Origin of the sequence: Amycolatopsis sp. NPDC051106, from assembly GCF_040682775.1 — a bacterium.
Lineage (GTDB): Bacteria > Actinomycetota > Actinomycetes > Mycobacteriales > Pseudonocardiaceae > Amycolatopsis.
This window is the reverse complement of the sequence record NZ_JBFBBQ010000002.1, coordinates 25,457-49,773: the sequence shown is the minus strand read 5'-3', so window position 1 is coordinate 49,773 and position 24,317 is coordinate 25,457. Positions and strand designations below refer to the sequence as shown.

General features: G+C 73.0%; 17 protein-coding genes and 1 riboswitch. Of the genes, 3 read left to right on the top strand and 14 right to left on the bottom strand.

Features of this window, described 5'->3' with window-relative positions:
- Positions 1 to 112 precede the first annotated feature (112 nt).
- A complete protein-coding gene (locus AB0M83_RS01820; protein WP_364510942.1) occupies positions 113 to 700 on the top strand; it encodes a class F sortase in 588 nt (195 codons plus the stop codon).
- 11 nt (positions 701 to 711) lie between these two features.
- Here the strand turns inward: AB0M83_RS01820 and AB0M83_RS01815 are convergent, their stop codons facing one another.
- From AB0M83_RS01815 to AB0M83_RS01805, 3 genes are all read right to left on the bottom strand, one after another.
- Positions 712 to 1,752, bottom strand: coding sequence for an LLM class F420-dependent oxidoreductase (locus AB0M83_RS01815; RefSeq protein WP_364510939.1), 1,041 nt, complete (start codon positions 1,750 to 1,752; stop codon positions 712 to 714).
- 325 nt (positions 1,753 to 2,077) lie between these two features.
- Complete coding sequence (gene fahA / locus AB0M83_RS01810) at positions 2,078 to 3,283, bottom strand: fumarylacetoacetase (protein WP_364510936.1); 1,206 nt, start codon at positions 3,281 to 3,283, stop codon at positions 2,078 to 2,080.
- 100 nt (positions 3,284 to 3,383) lie between these two features.
- A complete protein-coding gene (locus AB0M83_RS01805) occupies positions 3,384 to 8,357 on the bottom strand; it encodes a DUF885 domain-containing protein (protein ID WP_364510933.1) in 4,974 nt (1,657 codons plus the stop codon).
- 132 nt (positions 8,358 to 8,489) lie between these two features.
- Here AB0M83_RS01805 and AB0M83_RS01800 point away from each other — a divergent pair, with 132 nt between their 5' ends.
- Positions 8,490 to 9,515, top strand: coding sequence for an AsnC family protein (locus tag AB0M83_RS01800; RefSeq protein ID WP_364510930.1), 1,026 nt, complete (start codon positions 8,490 to 8,492; stop codon positions 9,513 to 9,515).
- Positions 9,516 to 9,713: 198 nt separating this feature from the next.
- Here AB0M83_RS01800 and AB0M83_RS01795 read toward each other — a convergent pair whose 3' ends face one another.
- From AB0M83_RS01795 to AB0M83_RS01745, 11 genes are all read right to left on the bottom strand, one after another.
- The gene (locus AB0M83_RS01795) at positions 9,714 to 10,643 is read right to left on the bottom strand and encodes an RluA family pseudouridine synthase (RefSeq protein WP_364510927.1); all 930 of its coding nucleotides are present in this window, start codon (positions 10,641 to 10,643) and stop codon (positions 9,714 to 9,716) included.
- The gene (lspA, locus tag AB0M83_RS01790) at positions 10,640 to 11,227 is read right to left on the bottom strand and encodes a signal peptidase II (RefSeq protein ID WP_364511692.1); all 588 of its coding nucleotides are present in this window, start codon (positions 11,225 to 11,227) and stop codon (positions 10,640 to 10,642) included. Before lspA ends, AB0M83_RS01795 begins: the two co-directional genes overlap by 4 nt.
- A gap of 72 nt (positions 11,228 to 11,299) precedes the next feature.
- On the bottom strand, positions 11,300 to 11,941 hold the full coding sequence (locus AB0M83_RS01785; protein ID WP_364510924.1) for a hypothetical protein: 642 nt from the start codon (positions 11,939 to 11,941) through the stop codon (positions 11,300 to 11,302).
- The gene (locus AB0M83_RS01780) at positions 11,941 to 12,537 is read right to left on the bottom strand and encodes a hypothetical protein (RefSeq protein WP_364510922.1); all 597 of its coding nucleotides are present in this window, start codon (positions 12,535 to 12,537) and stop codon (positions 11,941 to 11,943) included. Before AB0M83_RS01780 ends, AB0M83_RS01785 begins: the two co-directional genes overlap by 1 nt.
- A gap of 16 nt (positions 12,538 to 12,553) precedes the next feature.
- Positions 12,554 to 13,921: an aminotransferase class V-fold PLP-dependent enzyme gene (locus AB0M83_RS01775; RefSeq protein ID WP_364510919.1), complete on the bottom strand. Its 1,368-nt coding sequence runs from the start codon at positions 13,919 to 13,921 to the stop codon at positions 12,554 to 12,556.
- A gap of 37 nt (positions 13,922 to 13,958) precedes the next feature.
- A riboswitch (SAM riboswitch) is annotated at positions 13,959 to 14,073 on the bottom strand.
- Positions 14,074 to 14,119: 46 nt separating this feature from the next.
- Positions 14,120 to 14,536: a M23 family metallopeptidase gene (locus AB0M83_RS01770; protein WP_364510916.1), complete on the bottom strand. Its 417-nt coding sequence runs from the start codon at positions 14,534 to 14,536 to the stop codon at positions 14,120 to 14,122.
- Between the two features lie 99 nt (positions 14,537 to 14,635).
- The gene (locus AB0M83_RS01765; protein ID WP_364510913.1) at positions 14,636 to 16,114 is read right to left on the bottom strand and encodes a potassium/proton antiporter; all 1,479 of its coding nucleotides are present in this window, start codon (positions 16,112 to 16,114) and stop codon (positions 14,636 to 14,638) included.
- Between the two features lie 95 nt (positions 16,115 to 16,209).
- Positions 16,210 to 16,893, bottom strand: a complete 684-nt coding sequence (locus AB0M83_RS01760) for a metalloregulator ArsR/SmtB family transcription factor (RefSeq protein ID WP_364510910.1) — start codon at positions 16,891 to 16,893, stop codon at positions 16,210 to 16,212.
- A 166-nt stretch (positions 16,894 to 17,059) separates the two neighbouring features.
- Positions 17,060 to 18,682: a penicillin-binding transpeptidase domain-containing protein gene (locus AB0M83_RS01755; protein ID WP_364510907.1), complete on the bottom strand. Its 1,623-nt coding sequence runs from the start codon at positions 18,680 to 18,682 to the stop codon at positions 17,060 to 17,062.
- Between the two features lie 76 nt (positions 18,683 to 18,758).
- Positions 18,759 to 21,926 (bottom strand): isoleucine--tRNA ligase, encoded by a 3,168-nt coding sequence (gene ileS, locus AB0M83_RS01750; RefSeq protein WP_364510904.1) that lies wholly within the window; start codon positions 21,924 to 21,926, stop codon positions 18,759 to 18,761.
- Positions 21,927 to 22,165: 239 nt separating this feature from the next.
- Positions 22,166 to 23,497, bottom strand: a complete 1,332-nt coding sequence (locus AB0M83_RS01745) for an MFS transporter (RefSeq protein ID WP_364510901.1) — start codon at positions 23,495 to 23,497, stop codon at positions 22,166 to 22,168.
- Between the two features lie 65 nt (positions 23,498 to 23,562).
- Here AB0M83_RS01745 and AB0M83_RS01740 point away from each other — a divergent pair, with 65 nt between their 5' ends.
- Positions 23,563 to 24,309: a metalloregulator ArsR/SmtB family transcription factor gene (locus tag AB0M83_RS01740; RefSeq protein WP_364510898.1), complete on the top strand. Its 747-nt coding sequence runs from the start codon at positions 23,563 to 23,565 to the stop codon at positions 24,307 to 24,309.
- Positions 24,310 to 24,317: the final 8 nt, after the last annotated feature.

Sequence of the window (24,317 nt, the reverse complement as noted above, 5' to 3'; positions counted from 1 at the left end):
GACGCGAAGGTCACAAGGGGATGATCCGATGGAGTGAATCGCACCACTCCTGGACACGATTCGGTAACGCTCGCTCCCCGCGTCCCGACTTACCGGCATGCGGCAGCGGAACGTGAGTGAGCGGCATTCGCCGCTCGTCCGGCCGGCCGCCGCCGTGCTCGCGGTGGTGGCCGGGCTGGGTTGCGTCCTGCTCGGCGTCACGACGGTGCTCGCCCCGGGCACTCCCGAGGCGGCCGCGGACCGGCCGGTGACCGTCGGCGCCGGCGTCCTGCCGGAAACGCTGGCGATCCCCGACCTGGGCCTCGTGGTGAACCACCTGGTCGAGCTGGGCCACGTCGCCGGCCGCCGGGAGCAGCCCGGCACGGCGATGGGCGTCGGCTGGTTCGCCGACGGACCCGCCCCCGGCGCCCCGGGGGTCGCCGTGCTGTCCGGGCACGTCGGCTTCGGGTACTCCCGCGGCGCGTTCGCCCGCCTCGGAACGCTGACCCCGGGCGCCGCGGTCGTCGTGCGCGACGACGAGGGCCGCGAAGCCCGCTTCACGGTGCGCCGGACCGCGACTTTCCCCGCCGGCGAGCCGGACAGCACGCTCGTGGCCCCGGACGGACCAGGACCCGAGCTGCGCCTGATCACCAGCGACGGGACCCACGACCTCGCCGGCATCGACTCCCCGCGGATCGCCGTCTACGCGACACCGGTCTAGCGCTCGGCAGCTCAGCCGAGCAGCTCCCGCAGCCGGGCCACGGCCTCGACCCGCGCCTCGCGCCCGGGCAGCATCGGGTTGACGACCAGCGTCGTCGCCCCCGCCTCCTTGAACGCCGCCAGCCGCTCCTTGACGTACCCGGCCGGCCCGACCAGCGAGATCGAGCGCAGCAGCTCGGTCGGCACGGCCGCGGCGGCCTCCTCCTTCTTGCCGTCGAGGTAGAGGTCCTGGATCAGCTTCGCCTCGGCCTCGTAGCCGTAGCGGCAGGCGAGGTCGTTGTAGAAGTTCTTGCCGCGCGCGCCCATCCCGCCGACGTAGAGGGCGACGAGCGGGCGCAGGTGGTCGAGCAGCGGCTCGACGTCGTCGCCGATCGCCAGCGCGGCGCTGACGAACGTGTCCAGCTCGCCCAGCCCCGGGTCGCGCTTGGCCTTGCCCGCGGCCAGGGACTCACCCCAGACGTCGGCGGCCTTCTCCGGGTGGAAGAAGATCGGCTGCCAGCCCTCGGCGATCTCGGCGGTGAGCGCGACGTTCTTCGGCCCGAGCGAGGCCAGCAGCACCGGGATGCGCTCGCGCACCGGGTGGTTGATCAGCTTGAGCGGCTTGCCCAGGCCGGTGCCCTGCTCCGGCGGCAGCGGGATCGTGTAGTGCTTGCCGTCGTGGACGACCCGCTCGCGGCGCCACACCTGACGGCAGATCTCGACGATCTCGCGCGTGCGGGCCAGCGGCGCGTCGTACTTCACGCCGTGGAAGCCCTCGATGACCTGCGGCCCGGAGGCGCCGAGCCCGAGGATGAACCGCCCGTCGGAGACGAAGTCGAGCCCGGCCGCGGTCATCGCGGTGAGGGTCGGGGTGCGGGTGTAGATCTGGAAGATGCCCGACGCGAGCTGGACGCGTTCGGTCTTCGCCGCCAGGTAGCCGAGCTGGCTGACGGCGTCGAACGAGTAGGCCTCGGGAACGAAAGCTACGTCGAGTCCCACCTTCTCGAGTTCGACGATGTCCGCGACGCTTTCGGCGAAACCCCCGGCGTAGTTGATCGCGGTCCCGATCCGCATGGCCACCTCCGTTGCTGAGCAAGCGCTTAGTCGCGGATCTTAACGGGGTCGGCTGGGCCGCGCGCCGGCGATGTGCGCGCCGCCACTCACCGGCCGGTGCGCGCCGGCATCGCGAGCCCGGCCCCGGGCCCGGAAACGTCACTGCCGGATCTCGCGTGCTCCGGTGTGATCACGGGCGAATCTCGCGTGCTTCGGGCCGCAATTCGCGTGATCGAAGACGGAACTCGCGAGTTCCGCCTTCGATCACGCGAGTTCCGCCTTCAGTCACGCGAGTTCCGCGTTCAGTCACGGGATTCGGTTACGCGGCATTCTGGCTCGCCGCGGGTCAGCCGGGGACGACTGTGCCCCGGACGTCGCCGAAGCCGATTCGCGTGCCGGCCGGGCCGGGGGCCGTCGCGCTGATCACCACCTCGTCGCCGTCCTCGAGGAACGTCCGCTGCTGCCCACCGGGCAGATCCAGTGGCTCGCGCCCGCCCCAGGACAGCTCCAGCAACGAGCCGCGCTGGTCGCGGTCCGGGCCCGTCACCGTGCCCGAGGCGAACAGGTCGCCCGTGCGCAGGCTCGCGCCGTTGACCGTCAGGTGGGCCAGCTGCTGCGGCGCCGTCCAGTACTGCGTCGCGAACGGCGGGCTCGACACCAGGTGGCCGTTGAGCCGGACCTCGATCGCGAGGTCCAGCCCCCACTTTTCGCTCGTGCGCAGGTACTCGAACGGTTCCGGGTGCTGCGGCGGGCCGTCGACCCGCGCGTGCTCCAGCGCCGTGAGGGGGACGATCCACGGCGACACCGACGTCGCGAACGACTTGCCGAGGAACGGGCCCAGCGGTTGCGACTCCCAGGCCTGGATGTCGCGGGCCGACCAGTCGTTGACCAGGCAGACGCCGAAGACGTGGTCCGCGAAGTCCTCAGTGGACACCCGGGTGCCGGGCGCGGACGGGACGCCGACGACGAACCCCACCTCCGCCTCGATGTCCAGCCGCCGCGACGGGCCGAACGAAGGAGCGTCGGCGTTGCGCGGCTTGCGCTGCCCGTGCGGGCGGACGACCGGCGTACCCGACGTGACGACCGTGCCCGCCCGGCCGTGGTAGCCGATCGGCACGTGCTTCCAGTTCGGCGGCAGCTCGGCCGCGTCGGGCCGGAAGATCCGGCCGGCGTTGAGCGCGTGCTGCTCGCTGGAGTAGAAGTCGACGTAGTCGGCGACGTCGAAGGCCAGGTGCGTGGTCACTTCCGCCAGCGGCACGAGGTGCGGGCGCAGCAGGTCGGCGTACCGGGGCTCGGTCAGCCAGGTCCGGACGCTTTCGCGGACCTCCCGCCAGGTGTCCGGCCCGGCGGCCAGCAGCGGGTTGAGCACCCCGGCCGTGAGCAGCGGCGCGAAGGCCGCCGCGGTCTCGGCGGCCGCGGCGGTCAGGTCGAGAACCTGCTCGCCGACAGGCACCCCGGCCCGCCGCTCGGGCGCGCCGCCCACGGAGAACACGCCGTAGGGCAGGTTGTCCAGGCCGAACGGCGTGTCGTCGGCGAGGTCGAGCCAGGTCAAGTCTGCTCCTCGTGGTCCGGGCGGGGCCGGGTCACCGCACGCGTGCTCGACGAGCCGACACGCGTGCTTGCCGGGTCGACACGGCGTCTCCCACCGTTCGTCACTCCTTGACTCCCTCGGAGCGGGCCGCCACCCACGTGGCCACCACGTCCGCCAGCACCGGGAGCGGCAGGGTTCCGCTGCCCAGCACCGTGTCGTGGAACTCGCGGATGTCGAACCGGTCGCCCAGCGCAGCCTCGGCCTCGGCACGCAGCCGCTCGATCTCCAGGCGGCCCACCATGTAGCCGAGCGCCTGGCCGGGGTGGCCGGCGTAGCGGTCGATCTCCGCCTCGATCTCGATGCGCGCCATCGGCGTGTTCTCGACCAGGAAGTCCACGGCCCGCTGCCGGCTCCAGCCCAGCGCGTGCAGCCCCGTGTCGACGACCAGCCGCGCCGCCCGCATCGAGTCCTGCGTCAGCAAGCCGAGGCGCGAGACGTCGTCGGAGTACAGCCCCATCTCGTCGGCGAGCCGTTCCGCGTACAACCCCCAGCCTTCGGCGTAGGCGTTGAACATCGCGATCCGCCGCAGCAGCGGGACTCCGGTGAGCTGCTGGGCGAGCGTCAGCTGGAAGTGGTGCCCCGGCACGGCTTCGTGGAACGCGACCGACTCGCCCAGCGTCCGCTGCCGCTGGTCCGCCTCGTGCGTGTTGGCGTAGTACGTGCCCGGACGCGAACCGTCGAGCGACGGGTCGATGTAGTACGCGATCGAGCCGCTCTCGGCTTCGGCGGCGGGCACCGGGGCGACCTCGCACTTCTGCTCCGGAACGCGCGAGAACCATTGCGGCGCCACGGCTTCCGCCCGCGCGATCGTCCGCCGGGCGGCGTCCAGGAGCTCGTCGCCGTCGCGCCAGCGCAGCGCCGGGTCCGTGCGGATCCGCTCGAAGATCTCCGCGAGATCCTTCGTGCCGAAGACTTTCTGCCCCAGCTCGCGGTACTCCTCCGCCAGCCGTTCGATGATCGCCAGCCCGGTGTCGTGCAGGTCCTGGGCCGTGCGCTCGGTCGTCGTCTCCGCGCGGATCAGCGCCGCGTAGCGCTCCGGCCCGCCCGGCAGGTCGCCGATGCCCGGCGACGTCTCCGGCCGCCCGACGGGGACGACCTCGTCGGCCAGAAAGTCGCGGTAGCGCGCGTACGCCGGCCGCACGACTTCGTCCAGCAACCGGTCGCGCTCGGCCTCGAGCCCGTGGACCGGCACCTTCAGCGGGTCGGCGTCCGGGGCCGCGAGGTAGCGCTCGACGTACCCGACGCCGATGCGCGCCAGGAACTCCGGCGGGGTGAGGCCCGCGGCGAGCGCCGCCCGCTGCCGCTCGATCAACTGGTCCAGGTACGTGCCGACCGCCGCGAGCCGGCTCAGGTAACCGCGGGCCTTGGCCTCGTCGTCGAGCACCGTCTGCGGCAGCTCCATCAGCAGTTCCAGCGCCGGCGCCGCGAGCCCGTCGCTGACCGCGATGTCGGCGCGGCCCGAGTCGAGCACGTCGATCAGCGTGCGCGCCTGCCAGATCACGACGTCACGGGTGACGCGCTCGTCCGGCGGCAAGGCCGCCGTGTCGAGCGCTTCGGCCCGCGCGATCAAGCCGGCGAACGCGGCGCGCTGCCGGGCGCCCGCCTCGGCGGACTGGTCGGCGAGCCGGTCGTGCGTGCCGGGGAGGCCGTAGAGCGACGGCAGCAGGGGCTGGGCCTCGAACATCAGTTCCAGGCACTCGTCCGCGAGCGAATCCGGGGTGTCGGTCCGGCTCGCGATCCAGTCGGTGACGACCTTGGCCAGCGCCGGCAGCGGCAGCATGCCGTGGCCCAGCACGACGTCGTGGAAGTCGCGGATGTCGAAGCGGTCGCCGAGCGCCGCCTCGGCCTCGGCGCGCAGCCGCTGGATCTCCAGCCGCCCCACCATGTACCCGAGGGCCTGGGCCGGCCAGCCGGCGTACCGGTCGATCTCCGCCTCGATCTCCATCCGCGCCATCGGCGTGTTCTCGGCGAGGAAGTCGATCGCCCGCTGCCGGCTCCAGCCCAGCGCGTGCATCCCGGTGTCGACGACCAGCCGGCCTGCCCGCATCGAGTCCTGCGTCAGCATGCCCAGCCGCGCGACGTCGTCGGAGTAGAGCCCCATCTCGTCGGCGAGGCGCTCGGCGTAGAGACCCCAGCCCTCCCCGTACGCGTTGAACATGCCGATCCGCCGCAGCAACGGCAGGTCCCGCAGCTCCTGGGCCAGGCTGAGCTGGAAGTGGTGGCCCGGCACGGCTTCGTGGAACGCGATCGCCTCGCTGGTGAACCGCGGGCGCTTGGCGGCCTCGTACGTGTTGGCGTAGTAGGTACCCGGCCGCGAACCGTCGAGCGACGGCTGCAGGTAGTAGGCGATCGTGCCGCTCGCCGCGTCGGCCTCGGGCACCGGCGCGACCTCGCACTTCTCCGCCGGGACTCGCGAGAACCACTGCGGCGCCACGGCTTCCGCGCGGGCGATGGCGTCCCGGGCCGCGGACAGCAGCTCTTCGCCGTCGCGCCAGCGCAACGCCGGATCGGTGCGCAGGCGCTCGAAGATCTCGGCGAGATCGGTGGTGCCGAACACCTTCTGCCCCAGCTCGCGGTACTCCGCCCCGAGCTGCTCGATCAGCGCCAGCCCGGTGTCGTGCAGGTCCTGGGCCGTGCGCTCGGTCGTCGTCTCCGCGCGGATCAGCGCGGCGTACCGCTCCGCGCCACCCGGCACGTGGCCGATGCCCGGCGCGGTGTCGGGCCGCCCGACCGGTTCGACCTCGGTGCGCAGGAAGTCGCGATAGCGGGCGTAAGCCGGGTGGACGACCTCGGCGAGCAGCCGGTCGCGTTCGGCCTCGAAGCCTTCGACGGCCGCCGTCGTGCCCACCTTCAGCGGGTCGCTGTCCGGCGCGGCGAGGTAGCGGTCGATGTACTCGACACCCACGCGGGCGAGGTACGCCGCCGGCACGAGCCCGTCGGCGAGGCTCTCCCGCTGCCGCTCGGTCAGCTGCTCGAGGAACGTGCCGGCCGCGGCGAGCCGCGCGAGGTAGCCGCGGGCCTTCTTCTCGTCGTCGAGCCGGTAGTACGGCAGGTACAGCAGCAGCCCCAGCGCCGGCGCGGTCAGCCCGTCGCTGACCGCGATGTCGGCGCTGCGGGCCGCGAGCCGGTCCGCCTCGACTTCGGCGGTGGCGACGACGACCTCGCGCGTCACGGCCTCTTCCGCGGTCAGGCTGTCGGCGGGCAGCGCCCGGGCACGGGCGGCCAGGCTCCGGTAGGCGGCGAGGTACCGCTCCTGGGCGGCCCGGCTCTGGTCGGCGAGCCGGTCGTGGTCGCCGGGCAGGCCGAAGACCGACGGGAACAGCGGCTCGTGCTCGAAGGTCAGCTCGACGAGCTCGGCGGCCAGGCCGTTGGCCGTGTCGCCGTGCCCGGCCACCCAGTCGTCGACGGCGGAGGCGAGCGCCGAGAGCGGCAGCGCGCCGCCGGCGAGCACGAGGTCGTGGAAGGCGCGGATGTCGAACCGCGACCCGAGCCGCTCCTCGGCGCCCCGGCGGATCCGCTGGATCTCCAGCCGCCCCACCATGTACGCCAGTGCCTGGCCCGGCCACGCGATGTAACGGTCGATCTCGGCCTCGATCTCGACGCGGGCCATCGGCGTGTGCTCGGCCAGGTAGTCGACGGCCTCCTGGCGGCTCCAGCCGAGCGCGTGCAAACCGGTGTCGACGACCAGGCGGCCCGCCCGCATCGAGTCGGCGGTCAGCATGCCGAACCGGGCGACGTCGTCGGAGTACAGCCCCATCTCCTCGGCGAGGCGCTCGCTGTAGAGGCCCCAGCCCTCGGTGTAGGCGGTGAAGGAGCCGATGCGGCGCAGCAGGGGCAGGTCGGTCAGGCCGGTCGCGACGCTCAGCTGGAAGTGGTGCCCCGGCACCGCTTCGTGGAACGCGACCGACTCGGCCGAGTGCCGGAAGCGCTCGGTGGCCTCGTGGGTGTTCGCGAAGTAGATGCCGGGCCGGGAACCGTCGGCGGCCGGGCGCAGGTAGTACGCCGGGGGCGCGCCGGGCGCGGCCTCCTCGGGCACCGCTTCGACCAGGCACGGCTGCGACGGCACGGTCCCGAACCACTTCGGGGCCTCGGCCGTCGCCCGCGCGACGGCGGCGCGGGCGGTGTCCAGCAGCTCTTCGGCGCTGGTCCACCGCAGCGCCGGGTCGGTGCGCAGGCGCTCGAAGATCTCCGCCAGGTCGTCGGTGCCGAACACCCGCTGCCCCAGCTCGCGGTACTCGGCGGCCAGCGCGTCGATGATGTCGAGCCCCGTCCGGTGCAGCTCCTCCGGGGTGCGGTCGGTGGTCGTGTGCACCTTCGCCAGCCGCGCGTACGTCTCTTCGCCGCCGGGCAGCCATTTCAGGCCGGGCTGCTCGGCGGACCGGCCGTGCGGCTTGACCTCGGTGACGAGGAACTCGCGGTACTCGGCGAAAGCCGGGCGGACGACGTCGGCCAGCAGCTCGTCACGCCGGCGGCCGAACTCCTCGTCCGGCGCCGGCTGGCGGCGCAGCGGGTCGGCGTCCGGGTCGGCGAGGTAGCGGTCGAGGTGCGCGATCGCGGCCTCGACCAGGTGCGCCACCGGGACCAGGCCGTCGGCGATGCCCGCGGCGTGCCGCCGCGCGGCCTGGCGCAGGTACTCCGGGATCGCGGCCAGGCGCCCGAGCTGGGCTTCCGCGGTCTCGCCCGCCGTCACGGTCGTCATCGGCAGCACCATGAGCAGCGAGGCCGCGGGCGCGACCATGATGTCGGTGACAGTGAACTCGGCCATCCGGCTGTCGATCGACGCGACGCGGTCTTCGGCCGTGGCGATCAGGACCTCGCGGGTGACCCGGTCCTCGGCGGAGAGCCCTTCGACGGGCAGCGCGCGGGCCCGCTCGGCGAACTCCGCGAGCCGGGCGCGGTGCGCCTGCTCCGCTTCGGCGGACAGGTCCGGCAGGCCGGGCTCGGCCGGGCGGACGCCCAGCAGCGCGGGCGTCAGCGGATCGGCGGCGAACAGCGCTTCGACGAACTCGTCGGCGAGTTCGGTGACCGCGGTCATGGCAGGACCCCCAGCTTCGGTGATGTGCTCCAAGCCGACCCTAACGGAGAGCACCGACAAGAACGGTGAGCCGTTCGCCGGGGGCGGACCACCTCGGCGCGGCCGCTCCGGCGAGGCGGTAGCGTTCAGCGGGTGGCCGTGACCGATCCCGTGGATACCCGCCTGCTCGCCGCGCTCGCCGACCTCGGCAAGGCCGCGGTGCACGAGCTGGCGGCGAAGGTCGGCATGGATCCGCGCGAGGTCGCCTACCGGCTGGTGGCGCTGTCCGGCAGCGGGCTGCCGCTGCTCGTCGGCGTCGAGAGCGACCCGCAGGGCCTCCGGGCGGCGATCGCGGGCTCGCCGCCGTCGTGGGCGAACCGGCCGCCGCAGCAGTTCCCGCCCCCGCCGTCGCAGCCGGTACCGCAGCAGCCCGCGCCGATGCCGCCGCAGGGCCCGCACGGGGTGCCTTCCGGTCCGTACAACGTGCAGGGCGCGCCGTCGGGGCCGTACAACGTACAGGGCGCGCCTTCGGGGCCGTACAACGTGCAAGGGGCGCCGTCCGGGCCGTACCACGTCCAGGGGACGCCGTCCGGGCCGTACCCGGGCCCGCCGCCCCGGCCGCCTCAGCAGCGGCCGCCCCAGCAGTTCGCCCCGCCGCCGGTGCCGCTGGACCCGGTGGTGAGCACGTGGGGCCTGCCGCAGACGGCGTCGTGGGCCCGCGGCGACGAGCCCGCCCGCCCCGCGGCACCGGCCGGGGGCAAGCAGGGCCGGATCCGCGAGGTCATGGAGACGCAGGGCCTGGAGGGCGAGCAGCTCTCGGTGCAGCTGCTGGAAGTCCAGGACCCGGCCGACTACCTGTTCAGCGCGGCCGGCTACCGCCTCGAAGAGGGCGAACGCGCGGTGGTCGTGCACACCGAGATCACCAACCGCGGGGCCATCCCGTTCGCGTCGCTGCCGGACAACTACCTGGAGCTGCTCGCCGCCGACGGCACCGCGATCGGCAAGGCCCCGGTGTCGCTGACGTCGCGGCCCCCGCACAAGATCGGCGTCCCGCCCGGCGAAACCCTGGGCGGGCACACGGTGTACGTCCTCCCGGACACGACGCGGGTGGTGTCGGTCCGCTGGAGCCCGCGGCCGGAACCGGACGAGCGCACGCTGACGTGGTCGATCGAGGACTGAGTCAGTAGCTCTCGTCCTGGGTTCGTCGACGGTTGCGGGTCTGGGCGGGCGGGTCCCGACGCCATGAATGAGTCATTCACTGCGTCGGACGAGGTGAATGGGTCATTCACTGCATCGGCGCGGCCGAAATTCCTGCCGGGCGGGGTTGGCTTCGGTGAACGGGCCGGTGCGAGCCGCTTCCAACGTCGAAGTGCGCCGCTAGTAGCTCTCGTCCTGCAGGATCTTCAGCGCGTTCGCGAGGTCGCCCGGGTACTCCGACTCGAACTCGACCCAGCGGCCGTCGGCCGGGTGCGCGAACGCCAGGGTCTTCGCGTGCAGCCACTGGCGGTTCAGGCCGAGGTGGCGGGCCAGGACCGGGTCCGCGCCGTACGTCAGGTCGCCGACGCACGGGTGCCGCAGCGCCGAGAAGTGGACGCGGATCTGGTGCGTCCGCCCGGTTTCCAGCTTGATGTGCGCCAGCGACGCCGCCCGGAACGCCTCGACGACCTCGTAGTGCGTCACGCTCGGGCGGCCGCCCTGGACGACCGCGAACTTGTAGTCGTGGCGGGGGTGGCGGTCGATCGGGGCGTCGATCGTGCCGCGCATCGGGTCGGGGTGGCCCTGGACGATCGCGTGGTAGCCCTTGTCGACCGTGCGTTCCTTGAACGCCCGCTTGAGCACCGTGTACGCGTGCTCGCTCTTGGCCACCACCATCACGCCGGTCGTGCCCGCGTCGAGCCGGTGCACGACGCCCTGGCGCTCGGCCGCGCCCGACGTCGCGATCCGCAGGCCGGCCGCGGCGAGGCCGCCGACCACCGTCGGGCCGGTCCAGCCCGGGCTCGGGTGCACCGCGACGCCGACCGGCTTCGAGATCACGACGATGTCGTCGTCGTCGTGGAGGATCTTCATGCCGTCCACCGGTTCGGCGACGACCTCGACGGGGTTCGCCGGCTCCGGGAGCGTGATCTCCAGGAGACCGCCCCCGGACAGCCGGTCGGACTTGCCGGCGGGCCGGCCGTCGAGCAGCACGTCACCGGATTCGGCCAGTTCCGCGACGACCGTGCGGGAGAGCCCGAGCAGCTTGGCGAGGCCGGCGTCGACCCGCATGCCGTCGAGCCCGTCGGGCACCGGGAGCATCCGCGCGCTCACGCCTTCTCCTCCGGCACTTCGGCCTTCTTCTTGTCCTTGGTCGACGTGCCGTCGTAGTCCTTGCCCAGCAGCGAAAGCAGCACGATCAGCGCGCCGCCGACGCAGATCGCCGAGTCGGCGATGTTGAAGATCGCGAAGCCCTTGCCGTTCGGGGCGAACGCCGAGATGAAGTCGACGACGTGACCCTGCAGCCCGCCGGGCGCGCGGAAGATGCGGTCGGTCAGGTTGCCGGTGGCGCCGGCGAGCACGAGGCCGAGCCCGATGGCCCAGCCGATCGAGCGCAGCCGCCGGGACAGCCAGATGATCGCGATGACGACGGCGAGCGCGACCAGCGCGAGCACCCACGTCATGCCGGTGGCCATCGAGAACGCGGCACCCGGGTTGCGGATCACCTGCAGGTAGATCAGCCCGCCGAGGATCCGGAGCGGCTCCTTGCCCTCGAGGTTGGCGGCGACCAGGTTCTTCGTCACCAGGTCGATCGCCCAGAACACGACCGCGACGGCGAACACCCAGCCCACGCGGCGCTTCGGGAGCAGCGGCTTCGCGGGCTCTTCCGGCGTCTCCTGCACGGTCTCGGGCGCCACCTCGGCGGCAGCGTCGGTGTCGGGTTCGGAGTGGCTGGGCTCGGTGCTCACGGCTCCATTGTCCACGGCTGGTCAGGGGGTGTCGGCGGCAGTGTCGGCGGGGCCCCGCAGGAGGACCGCGAACGCGGCCCCGAACAGGACGCCCGCCGCCACGAGCGCCCCGGCCACCGGCGGCAGGAAGACCACGGTGACCAGCGCGAACACCCCCGCGACGGCGACGACGAACCGGCTGCGCTCGTATCCCGCGAGCAGCAGCAGCCCGAGCGTCGCCACCAGCGCGCCGCGCACGTCCGCGCCCAGCCGGAACTGCAGCGCCCCGACCAGGTCGAGCACCGGGATGGCGAGCAGGGCACCGAGGGTTCCGAGGACGAACCGGCCGGTGCGCGGCGGCGTCCCCGCGCGGCGCAGGTCCAGCCAGTACCAGCCGGCGACGGCGGCCACGACGCAGGCGAGCGCGACGAGCCAGCCGAGCGTCGCCGACGACCCGCGGTCGACCGAGACGGCGACGGCGAGGTCCCGGTAGCCGGACGGGAGACCCGTACCGCCGAAAGTGCTGGTGGCGAGCTCGTTCTCCCGGCTCATCGGCAGCGCGCGCAGGTCCGTGAAATACCCGGCCGGGAGGCTCTCCCCCGGAAGCAGCTCGGCGAGCACCATGATCAGCTGCGCGAACCCCAGCGCCGCCAACGGGAACCAGTACCGCCGCGAACTCCCCATCACCGCAGGGTATCGGGTGCCCAGCGCAGCAGTACCGCGAACGCCGCGGCGAGCAGGACGATCGCCGACAGCAGCACCCCCACGATGTCCGCCGAGAGCACCACCGCGATCACCGCGAAGACGAGCGCGGTGAGCAGCACGAGCCTGCTGCGCTCGTACGCGGCGAGCACCAGCAGACCGAGCGTGGCCAGCAGCGGACCCCGCAGCCCGTCGCCGAGGCGGAACTGCCACGACCCGACCAGGTCGAGCAGCGGGAGGGCGAGCAGCGCGCCCACCGTCCCGAGGACGAACCACCCGGTGCGGACGGGCCGCATGGCGGCCGCGTACCAGACCGCCGTGCCGGCCAGCACCACGCCGAGCGCGACCAGCCAGACCGGCCCGGTGGGCAGGCCCCGCCCGAGCGAAAAGAACGCGTCCTGGGTCAGCCACTGCGTGCGGCCGTACTCCGCGCCGGCCGAGGGCGCCGGCCCGAGGAGCAGGTTCGCGGACTCGTCTTCGGCGGGGCTCCGGCGCGAAACCAGCTGCACCGCGACCATGCCGATCTGCGCGGACCCCAGCAGCGCCAACGGAAACCAGGAACGTGACCCTCTCCCCATCGGCCCAGGCTAGCGCTCAGCAGAACGGCGGCAGCTCCCGCGGGTCGCCGACCGGGGCCCAGCGGCCGTCCACCTTCGTGTACCCCCAGCGGGCTCCGCGCGCGACGATCTGGCGCAATGCCAGTACGACGCGGTCGACGTGCTCTTCGGTGCTGCCCAGGCCGAGGCTGACGCGGATCGCCTGCTGTCCGTCGCCGCCGGCGATGCCGATCAGGCGCTTGGCCGCGATGTGCGCGCAGAACGCGCCGTCGCGGACGCCGATGCCGTACTCGGCCGACAGCACCGCCGCCACCCAGCCCGGGTCGAAGCCGTCGAGGATGAAGCTGAGCGTGCCGACGCGGTCGACCGGTGCGTCGAACAGCCGCAGCTCGGCGCAGCCCGGGATGCCCTCGAGTCCCTTGCGCAGCCGGGTGAGCAGGGCCTGCTCGTGCGCCACGACGGCGTCCCAGTTCTCGCTGAGCGTCTCGCACGCGACGCCGAGCGCGTACACGCCGACGGTGTTGGGCGAGCCGGCTTCGTGGCGCTCGGGGCCCGTGTTCCAGACGACCGCGTCCTCGGTGACGAGCTTGGTCGCGCCACCACCGGCGAGGTACGGCTTGGCGGCGCGCAGCCAGTCGGCGCGGCCGATCAGCGCACCCGCGCCGAAGGGCGCGTACAGCTTGTGGCCGGACAACGCGACGTAGTCGACGTCCAGCTCCTTGATCGAGATCCGGCGGTGCGGGGCGAGCTGGGCGGCGTCGAGCGCGATGCGGGCGCCGTGTTTGCGCGCCACAGCGGCGATCTCCGCCACCGGCAGGAGCTCACCGGTCACATTGGACGCTCCGGTGACGACCACCAGACGCGGCCCCTGCGGGGAATCCGCGAGTGCTTCGTCCACAGCGGACACTGCCGCGAGGCGGGTGCGCGGGGTCGGGATCCGCCGGACGTTCGGGCCCTGCCACGGCAGCAGCGCGGCGTGGTGCTCGGTGTCGAAGACGACCACCGTCGTGTGCCGGGGCAAGCTGCGGGCGAGCAGGGTGAAGGAGTCGGTGGTGTTGCGGGTGAAGACGACGGTGTCGGTGCGGCGGGCGCCGACGAAGCGGCGCAGGACGTCGCGAGTGCGCTCGTAAAGGCGGGTCGAGACCTGCGACGCGAAGCCCGCGCCGCGGTGGACGCTGGCGTACCAAGGCAGGAACTCGTCGACCTTCGTGCGGACGGCGTCGAGACAAGGGGCGCTCGCGGCGTGGTCGAGGTTGGCGTACCCGATGGTTTCGCCGGTCACGAGCGGGACCCGCAGTGCGGCACCGGCGACCGTCGGAATGCTCTGCGGGGCAAGGGTTTCGAGAGTGGCGGCGAAGTCGACCGGGGTGGTGGTCGTGCTGGTGCGGTCGATGGCGAGAGTCATCGGTGCCTCCTCGGCGGTCCGGGGGACCCCGGCGAGGGGCCCGCGCTTGCCCGTCGCACGGCGCGACCGGCCCGGTCTTCACCCGGGGCACCCCACCGCGGTAGGAGGGTTGCCGGCCAGCAAGCCGGGGCTTCGCGCTGGCACTCATGACCTGAGCTCGAAGGTAACCGAGAACGGCGCCGGCGGCCAACCCCCGCCTCACATTCTGAGACGCCGCTCACACACCGTGAGGGACTGGAGCTTCGCGCGGAAGCGGCCCGGCAGCCGCGTCACGGCGTGGTCGGCCACGTGGGTCGCCGTGCCGGTGTACTGCTCGGCTCCGGCGGTGAAGCGCCAGCCGCCGATGGTCTTCCCGTCGACCGGCTCGCCGCTGGCCGCCGCGACCGTCGTCGAGACTTCGGCGAACGACTTGCCGTCCCAGTTCGCCGCCGGGGCGTCCGGCAGGGTCCAGAGGGTGAAGTGCACGTGGGCGCCGGTGCTGCTGCCGCCGCACGGCAGCGCGTTGCCGGTCGAGCCGAGTTCGGCCCCGGCGTCGACGTGCTCACCGTCGGTGACCTTGATGGCCTCCATGTGGTAGTACCCGGTGCGCCGGCCACCGTCGTGGTCGATGGTCACCCAGTCCCCGCCCGCGCAGTGCGGACAGTAAGCCAAAAGAGGGAACAAAGGGAAGATCGTGTGAGATTCTTGCGGACAAGTACCGGACAACGGCACTCGCTAACGGCCCGACTCGCCCTTCCAGCGGGCCAGGCGGCCGGCCCGGTCCACCGCGCGGAGCCGGCGCTCGACGGTGTCGCGGACCCCGCTCGTCGTGACCACCAGCAGCTGGTCGTGCTCCTGGAGCCGACTGGTCTTCTGCGGTGTGAAGCCGGCGCCTTCGCGCACGACCAGGCTGACCGTCGCGCCGACCGGCAACCGCAGCTCGGACAGGTACACGCCGTGCAGCTTCGACCCGGGCTGGATGCGGACCTGCAGCAGTTCGGCGCCCAGCTCGTCCAGCGGCGCGGAGTCGACATCGATCTCGTGCGCCTCGGACTTCTTCGCGAGCCCCAGCCACCGCCCGAGCGGCCCCAGCGTCGCGCCCTGGAGCAGCGTCAGCACGATGACCAGCACGAACACCGCGTCGACCAGCCGTTGCGCGCCCGGCAGCCCCTGGGACAGCGGGATCATCGCGAGCACGATCGGCACCGCGCCGCGCAGCCCCGCCCACGACAGGAACGCCTGTTCCCGCCACGGCAGCCGGAACGGCAGCATCGCCAGCACGACCGAGATCGGCCGGGCCAGCAGCAGCACGACACCCCCCGCCACCAGGCCCGGCACCACCGCCTCGAGCACCCGGCTCGGCGAGGCGAACAGGCCGAGCAGCACGAACAGCCCGATCTGCGCCAGCCAGCCGAGCCCTTCGGCGAACGACAGCGTGTCCGAGCGGTGCGGCAGCCGCGAATTGCCGAGCACCAGCGCGGCGACGTAGGTGGCGAGCAGCCCGGACGCGTGCAGCAGCTGCCCGGACGAGTACGCCACGACGCACACCGCGACCGTGGCGAGCGGATAGAGCCCGGTCGCCGGCAGCGCGGCCCGGCGCAGCGCGATCCCGCCGAGCCAGCCGAACCCGAGCCCGATCGCCAGGCCCGCCCCGAGTTCGTAGACGACCAGCAGCGGCAGCGTCCAGTCCACAGTGGCGCCTTCGGCCAGCACGACGACGGCGATGTACGCCGGCGCGTCGTTGATGCCCGACTCGAGCTCCAGCGCTCCGGTGAGCCGTTTGCCGATCCCGGCCGAGCGCAGCACCGAGAACACCGCGGCCGCGTCAGTCGACGCGAGCACCGCGCCCCACAGCAGCGCGAACCGCCAGTCGAGGCCCAGCAGCCAGTGCAGGGCGGCGCCGGTCACCGCGACGCTCACCACGACGGACACAGTGGACAGTGCGATTCCGATGCCCAGCGCGGGTTTCACGGCCGACCAGCGGGTCGTCAGGCCGCCTTCGGCGAGGATCATGACGAGCGCGGCGAGGCCGAGTGACTGGGTCAGCTCGGGGTTGTCGAACCGGATGCCGAAGCCGGCTTCGCCCAGCAGCACGCCGATCGCCAGGTAGAGCAGCAGCGAAGGCAGGCCCAGCCGGATCGACACGCGCACGGCGAGCACGGAGGCGAGCAGCACGGCACCGCCGACGCCGAGCAGCACGGGAAGCTGGTCCATGCCGCCTCCCTCCGAGTGCCGTGGGCCCTCAGAATAGTGAAGCGACCGGGTTAACTCGTTCGTGTACCGCCGCCGCGCGGCGAAGGCGTGGTGTGTTAAGGCCCACCGAGCGCGGCGAGGTCGACACCGAGCGCGGCGAACGGCTTCTCCGCCGCCGGAAACACCTTCACCGCGCGATGCCCGTCACGGCCGACCCAGCCGGCGCTCACCGCTCGTTCGAGCAGCGCCGCGGGCACGGATCCCGCGAGGTGGTCGCGCCGCTCCGTCCAATCCAGACAGTCGCGCAGCGGCGACCGCCGCCCGGTCCCGATCGGCACGCCGAGCCCGGCCAGCACCTCGCGGCCGCGGCCGGTCAGCGCCAGCCCGCCGTCGGCGTCGATCAGGCCGGTGGCGAGCATGCCGTCGCGGAGGGCGACGCCGAGCACGCCGGCGAGGTGGTCGTAGCAGGTCCGGGCGAACCCGAGCCGCTTCACCCGGAGCGACGACTTCAGCCCGGTCACCAGCCGGTGCTCGGCGTGCTGGGCGAGGTGCTCGATCAGTTCGGCGACGCGCGGGTCGGCGATCCGGACGTAGCTGGCCCGGCCCTGCTTGACCCGGGCGACGAACCCGGCGTCGACCAGCCGGGTGACGTGCTCGCTGGCCGTGGAGAGCGCGATCCCGGCCGCCTTGGCCAGCTCGCCGACGGTCCACGCCCGCCCGTCCAGCAGGACGAGGCACATGGTGGCGCGGCTCGGATCGGCGAGCACCGCGGCGACCTCGGCGAGAGCGATCGTCTCCATGCGACCACGGTACGGCGGCCACCCTTCGCCCGCGGCCGAAGCGACGTACCCGGAGGGTCGGCTCACGTACCTGGACAGTCGGCTCGCGTACCTGGACAGTCGGCCAACGAGCCGACCCTCTGGGTACGCGAACCGACTCCCTGGGTACGCGAGCCGACCCTCCGGGTCAGAGGGCTTTGAGGAACTTCGCGGCCACGGCGACCGCCGGGCCCGAGTCGTTCGAGTCCTCCAGGAGCACCGCGAACGCCACGTTCCCGCGGTACCCGACGAACCAGCCGGTGGCGTCCGAGCCGTCGCCGAACTGGGCCGTGCCCGTCTTGCCGAACACCTCGCCCGCGCCCGCCGCACCGCGGCCCGTGCCGCTGGTGACCACGGCGCGCATCATCTTGCGCACCTGGCCGAGCGCCGACGCCGGCGGCGGCGAGTAGCCCTTGACGACCGTGGTCTCGAGGTCGTGCCACAGCCGCGGCGTGATCGCCTTGCCGGACGCGACCGTGGCGGCCATCAGCGCGCCGCCGAGGCAGCTGGCCTGGATCCGGCCCTGGCCGAACCCGTCCTCGACCTGCTCGTCCTTGCTCGCCGCGGGCTCGACCTTGCCCAGCTCGGTGTCGATCCCGGGGATCTCGTAGTCGGCGTTGAGGCCCAGCTCGTCGGCCGCCTTCTTCAGCCCGTCGGCCGGCAGGTCCAGCGCCAGCTGCCCGAACGTCGTGTTGCAGGAGCGCGCGAACGCCGTCTGCAGGTTCGTCGCGCCCAGTTCGAAGCCCTCGTTCTTGACCGTCCGCGTCCCGACGGTCGCGACGCCGGGGCAGTCGACCGGCGACCCCGCGTTCAAGCCGCTCTGCTGGATCGCCGCGACCGACGTCGCGATCTTGAACGACGAGCCCGGCTCGTACAGGCCGTGGAGCGCCTTCGGTGCGTTCCCGGCGGCCGCGTTCTGCGCGACGGCCAGGATGTCGCCCGAACCGGTGTCGAGCGCGACCATCATGGCCGAGCCCTTGAAGCCGTCCACCGCGGCCTGCGCGGACTTCTGCGCGGTCAGGCTCAGGCTCGACGTCAGCGTCTTCGCCTCGCCGTCCGCCTTCCCGAACAGCGTCTCCACGTTCTTGCCGCCGGTGTCGACCCGCTCGACGGCGAAGCCGCCCCCGGCCGCCGCCGTGACCTGCCCGCCGAGCGCCGAGCGCAGCAGCGGCGCCGGGTCGCCTTCGACCGCGCGCAGGCCGCCGGCCCCGCTGATCAGCAGCGGCTTGCCGTCGCGGTCGGCGACGGCCGTCGTGTCCTGCACGGCCGTGCTGACCACCAGCCGCTGGCCCGCCTCCAGCTTCGGGTGCAGCAGCGACGGCGCCCAGTGCACGAGCCACTTCCCGCCGGCCTGGGCCAGCTGGAACGGGACGTCGTAGGTCCAGACCTGGCCCGGCTTCAGCGTCCACGCGAGGCTGAACGTGCCGCCGGTCTGCGTCCCCCCGGCCGGGGTCGGCTGCAGGACGGTCAGCTTGGCCGCCAGCGACGACGGGTTCAGCGTGTTGCGGGCGTCGCGCAGGGCCACCGCGGCCGCCGGGGCGGCGTCGGTCAGCCGGCTCGCCGCGTCGGTGTTGTTCTCGGCCAGGTCCTGCAGGTACTCGGTGATCGCCGTGTGCGGGTCGATGGCACCCGGCTTCTCGACGCTCGTGGCCCCGGCTTCCGCCGTCGGTGCCGCATCCCCGCCGCTCAGCACGAAGAACGCCGCCACCACGACCACGACGACCAGCAGCGCGCCGCCGATCAGGATGCCCCGTCTCTTGGCCGGACTCATTTCGCGTACCCCTCCCCCAAGGAACGCCACCGCCGTAGGTGGCCGGCCGATCTTACCGGCCACCTACGACAGCCGGTCAGGCTTTTGCTACCGAAACGGTCACCTTGGTGCCGTCGCCGACCGTGCCGGCGAAGCCCTCGGCCACCGGACCGTGGGTCACCGACGTCGCCAGCGTCTCCGAGGCCAGGAACTCCTCGTGCGTCCGGGCCGCCTCGACGACCTCGGACGGGGCGTCGGCGGTCAGCGCGATCCGGTCGGCGACGTCCAGCCCGGCGTCGCGGCGCGCCTGCTGCACGACCCGGACCAGGTCGCGGACCAGGCCCTCGGCCGCCAGCTCCGGCGTCACCTCGGTGTCGATCAGGACCAGCCCGGACCCACCGGGCAGCTCCGCCGCCGCGCCGCCGCCCTTGGCGACCAGCCGCCGCTCGAACTCGCCCTCCTGCAGGGCGATCCCGGCCGCGACGACCGTGTCACCCTGCAGCGACCAGTCGCCCGCCTTGACGGCCTTGATCACGGTCTGGACGTCCTTGCCCAGGCGCGGGCCGGCCGCCCGCGCGTTGACCGCGACCTCGAACCCGCCGTGCGCGGCGACGTCGGTGGTCAGCTCGACCGCCTTGACGTTCACCTCGTCGCGCAGGATGTCGGCGAACGGCGCCATCGACTCGGCGTCGCCGGCCGCCACGACCAGCGACGACAGCGGCAGCCGCACGCGCAGCTTGTTGCTCTTGCGCAGCGACAGCGCCGACGACGCGACCTGCCGCACCCGGTCCATCGCGGTGACCAGCGCCGCGTCCGCGGGCAGGTCGAGCGCGTTCGGCCAGTCGGTCAGGTGCACCGAGCGGCCGCCGGTGAGGCCGCGCCAGACGACCTCGGTGGTCAGCGGCAGCAGCGGCGCCGCGACCCGCGAAGTCACCTCCAGGACGGTGTGCAGCGTGTCGATCGCGTCCTGGTCGCCGGCCCAGAAGCGATCCCGGGAGCGCCGCACGTACCAGTTCGTGAGGACCTCGAGGAAGTCCCGCACGGTCTGGCACGCGCCCGCGACGTCGTAGTGGTCCATCGCGGACTCGACGTCGGTGACGAGCTCGTGCGTCTTCGCCAGGACGTACCGGTCGAGCACGTTCGCCGAATCCGTGCGCCACTTGCCTTCCACACCTTCCGCGTTCGCGTAGAGCGCGAGGAAGTAGTACGAGTTCCACAGCGGCAGCACGGCCTGGCGGACGGCGTCTCGGATGCCCTTGTCGGTGACGACGAGGTTGCCGCCGCGCAGGATCGGGCTCGCCATCAGGTACCAGCGCATGGCGTCGGAGCCGTCGCGCTCGAAGACCTCGTTGACGTCCGGGTAGTTGCGCAGCGACTTCGACATCTTCGCGCCGTCGGAGCCCAGCACGATGCCGTGCGAGACGCAGGTGCGGAACGCCGGCCGGTCGAACAGCGCCGTCGCGAGCACGTGCAGCAGGTAGAACCAGCCGCGGGTCTGCCCGATGTACTCGACGATGAAGTCGCTCGGGTAGTGGTGCTCGAACCAGTCGGCGTTCTCGAACGGGTAGTGCACCTGGGCATACGGCATCGAGCCCGAGTCGAACCAGACGTCGAGGACGTCCGGGACGCGGCGCATGGTCGAGTTCCCGGTCGGGTCGTCCGGGTTCGGCCGGGTCAGCTCGTCGATGTAGGGCCGGTGCAGGTTGTCCAGCCGGACGCCGAAGTCGGCCTCCAGCTCGTCGAGCGAGCCGTAGACGTCGGTGCGCGGGTACGCCGGGTCGTCGGACTGCCACACCGGGATCGGCGTGCCCCAGTAGCGGTTGCGCGAGACCGACCAGTCGCGCGCGTTCTCCAGCCACTTGCCGAACTGGCCGTCCTTGACGTTCTCCGGGTACCAGGTGATCTGCTGGTTCAGCTCGACCATCCGGTCCTTGAACTGCGTCACCGCGACGAACCACGACGACACCGCGCGGTAGATCAGCGGGTTCCGGCAGCGCCAGCAGTGCGGGTAGGAGTGGTCGTAGGTTTCGTGCCGCAGCAGCACGGCACCCTGCTGCCCGGCCGAACCCGTGCCGTTCTTGAGGTCGCGGACGATGTTCGGGTTGGCGTCGAAGACCTGCTGGCCCTCGTAGTCCGGCACGGTCGCGTCGAACTTGCCGTGCGCGTCGACCGGCGTGACCGGCGGGATGCCGGCGGCGTCGGTGACGGCCTTGTCCTCTTCACCGTAGGCGGGCGCGATGTGCACGACGCCGGTGCCGTCGTCGGTGGTGACGTAGTCGGCCGAGAGCACGCGGTGCGCGTTCTCGGTGCCGGTGAAGTACGGGAACGGGGGTGCGTAACGGGTTCCGAGCAGCTGCGCACCCGTGTAGTGCGCGACGACCGTCGGCTCCTCGCCGAGCTCACGCGCGTACGCGGCGACGCGCGCTTCGGCGAGCAGGAACCGCTTGCCGGGCAGGTTCTCGCTCTCCACGACGACGTACCGCACGTCGGGGTGCACGGCGGTGGCGAGGTTCGACGGCAGCGTCCACGGCGTCGTCGTCCAGATCAGCAGGTAGGTGCCGTCGAGCTCGTTCCCGTTGCCCTGCAACCGGAAGCCGACCGTGACGGCCGGGTCCTGCCGGTTGCGGTAGACGTCGGCGTCCATGCCCAGCTCGTGGTTGGACAGCGGCGTCGCGTCGCGCCAGCAGTAGGGCAGGACGCGGTAGCCCTCGTAGACGAGTCCCTTGTCCCACAACCGCTTGAACGCCCAGAGCACCGACTCCATGTAGGTGACGTCGAGCGTCTTGTAGTCGTTGTCGAAGTCGACCCAGCGGGCCTGGCGGGTGACGTAGTCGCGCCACTCGTCGGTGTAGCGCAGGACGGACTCGCGCGAAGCCTCGTTGAACTTCGCGATGCCCATCTCTTCGATCTCGGACGTCTCGGTGATCCCGAGCTGGCGCATCGCCTCGAGCTCGGCCGGCAGGCCGTGGGTGTCCCAGCCGAAGCGGCGCTCGACCTTGCGGCCCTTCATCGTCTGGTAGCGCGGCACCAGGTCCTTGACGTACCCGGTGAGGAGGTGGCCGTAGTGCGGGAGGCCGTTGGCGAACGGCGGACCGTCGTAGAAGACGTACTCGTTGTCGCCGTGCTCGCCGGCCGGGCGCGCGTCGATGGTCGCCTGGAACGTCCGGTCCGTCTCCCAGTAGGCGAGGACCTGCTTCTCCAGCTCGGGGAAGGACGGCTGCGACGGAACTCCCGCGCCGTCGTCGAGTTGGGCCTGGGGGTACATCCCGGTGCTCCTCGGTTCGTCGCTCTCGTACGGACGACCGGCTCCCGGTCGTCCACACGGGGACGAAACGCCTGGCGGCGCACCGCGGTACCACCCCGCTTGCCCGGCACGTGCTCCCGGGCCGCTCGTTCGGCGGCTGTCACGGGCCGCACCCGTCCGGTTCTACTGAGAGCCGTGAAGCTCGGTTCTTCCGGAGGCTCCCCGGTGATGGCCGGATCGACGCCTTGCTGGTTACCAGGTTAACCGGCCCGCGCAACCCGGTTGTCACGAGGGGCACGTACGCCGGCGAGGGTCACGCCGATCGCCAGCAGCCACAACGCCCCCGCGATCAGGCCGGCCCGGTGCAGCCCGTCGAGGAACCGGCTGCCCGGCTCGCCGGCGACCGCGCCGAGCACCGCCACACCGAGCGCACCCCCGGCCTGGCGGGCCGTGTTGTTGATGCCGCTCGCGACGCCCGCGCGTTCCGGCGGGATGCCGCCGACCGCGGCCGTCACCACCGCCGTCGTCAGCAGGCCCATCCCGGCGCCGAGCCCGAGCAGCGTCGGCAGGAGGGCCGCGTAGCCGCTGTTCCCGTTGAGCAGCACCAGGTTCAGCATGCCGAGGGCGCCCAGGGCGAGTCCGGTGACCATCAGCGGGCGTGGCCCGAAGCGGCCGGTCAGCCGGCCCGCCACCGGCGCCAGCACCGAAAGCGGCCCGAACAGCGGCAGCACCTCGAGCCCCGCGGTCAACGGCGAGGCGTGGCGCACCCCCTGCAGGTACAGCGTCAGCACGAGGATCGCGCCGATGCCGACGAAGTTCATCGCCGCCGCGACGAAGTTCGCGCCCGCCGTCCGCCGTGCGATGTCGAGAGGCAGCATCGGGTCCGGGCAACGCCGCTCCACGGCCACGAACGCGGTCAGCGCGACGAGCGCCACCACCGCGGCGGGCACGCTGCCGCCGATGACCGCGTAGACGCCGGCGCCGAGGGCGGGCGCGGCGGTGGCGACACCGGCGACGTCGACCCGCCGGCCAGGCGCGCGGTCGCCGCGGGGCACGAGCCGCCGGGTCGCGAGCGCGGCCGCGAGCACGATCGGGACGTTGAGCCAGAACACCGGCCGCCAGCCCGCCGCGGAGACGACCGCCCCGCCGAGCACCGGGCCCGCCGCGAGCGCCAGCGCCGACACCCCGGCCCAGACGCCGAGGGCTCGCGCGCGCTCGGCGTGGCCCGGGTAGGCGTTCGTGATCACGGCGAGCGTGCCGGGCAGCAGCAGTGCCGCACCGAGACCCTGCCCGGCGCGCGCGGCGACGAGCCACGGCGCCGACCCGGCGAACCCGCACGCCGCCGACGCCGCGCCGAAGATCGCGAAGCCCGCGAGGACGACCCGGCGGTGGCCGAAGACGTCGCCGAGCGCGCCGCCGGTGAGCAGCGCCGCGGCCAGGACGACCGCGTAGCCGTCCACCACCCACTGCTGTGCCGCAAGGCCGCCGCCCAGGTCCGCGCCGAGGGCGGGCAGGGCGACGTTGACGACCGTGACGTCCAGCTGCACGAGGAACATGCCGGCGCACATGGTGACGAGGAGGGCGGAACGCATGGTCCCCAGTGGACCGCGGGGACGCTTCCGTCGCGGTGGAAGTGTGCCGGGGGCATCCTGGAGGCATGGAAGGCGACGCCGACATCGCCCGCACCGCGGCGCTGTTCGCGGACCCGGCGCGGGTCCGGGTGCTGCTCGCGCTCGCCGACGGCCGGGCGCTGGCGGCGTCCGTGCTGGCGGCCGAAGCCCGGCTGTCCGCGCAGGGGGTCAGCGCGCACCTGGCGAGGCTGCGGGACGCCGGGGTGGTGGTCGCCGAGAAGTCGGGGCGGCACCGGTTCTACCGGCTGGCCGGCCCGGACCCGGCCGAACTGATGGAGACCCTGGCGCGGTTCTCGCCGGCACAACCGGTGACGTCGCTGCGCGAGGGGACGCGCGCGGAGGCGCTGCGCACAGCGCGGACGTGTTACGACCACCTGGCCGGCCGGCTCGGGGTGGCGGTCACGTCGGCGTTGCTCGAACGGGGTGCGCTGTCCGGAGCCTCCGACACGCGACGGCGGCCGGGTGACCGGATTTCGGCTCCGGTGCGCGAACACCCGTACACGCTGGGTCCGCACGCGACCGCCGTGTTCGGCTCGCTGGGCGTGGACCTCGACGCGGCCGCGGCCGGCCGCCGTCCCCTGCTGAAGTTCTGCCTGGACTGGAGCGAGCAGCGCCACCACCTGGCGGGCGCGCTGGGCGCGGCCGTGGCGACGCGGTTCATCGAGGCGGGCTGGGTGCGGCGGCGCGGGCGGGCGCACCGCGCGGTGAAGCTGACGCCGGAGGGCGCGCGGGCGCTCGGCACCCATCTGGGCCTCGCGGACCTCGCCGCCTGACGGCGTGT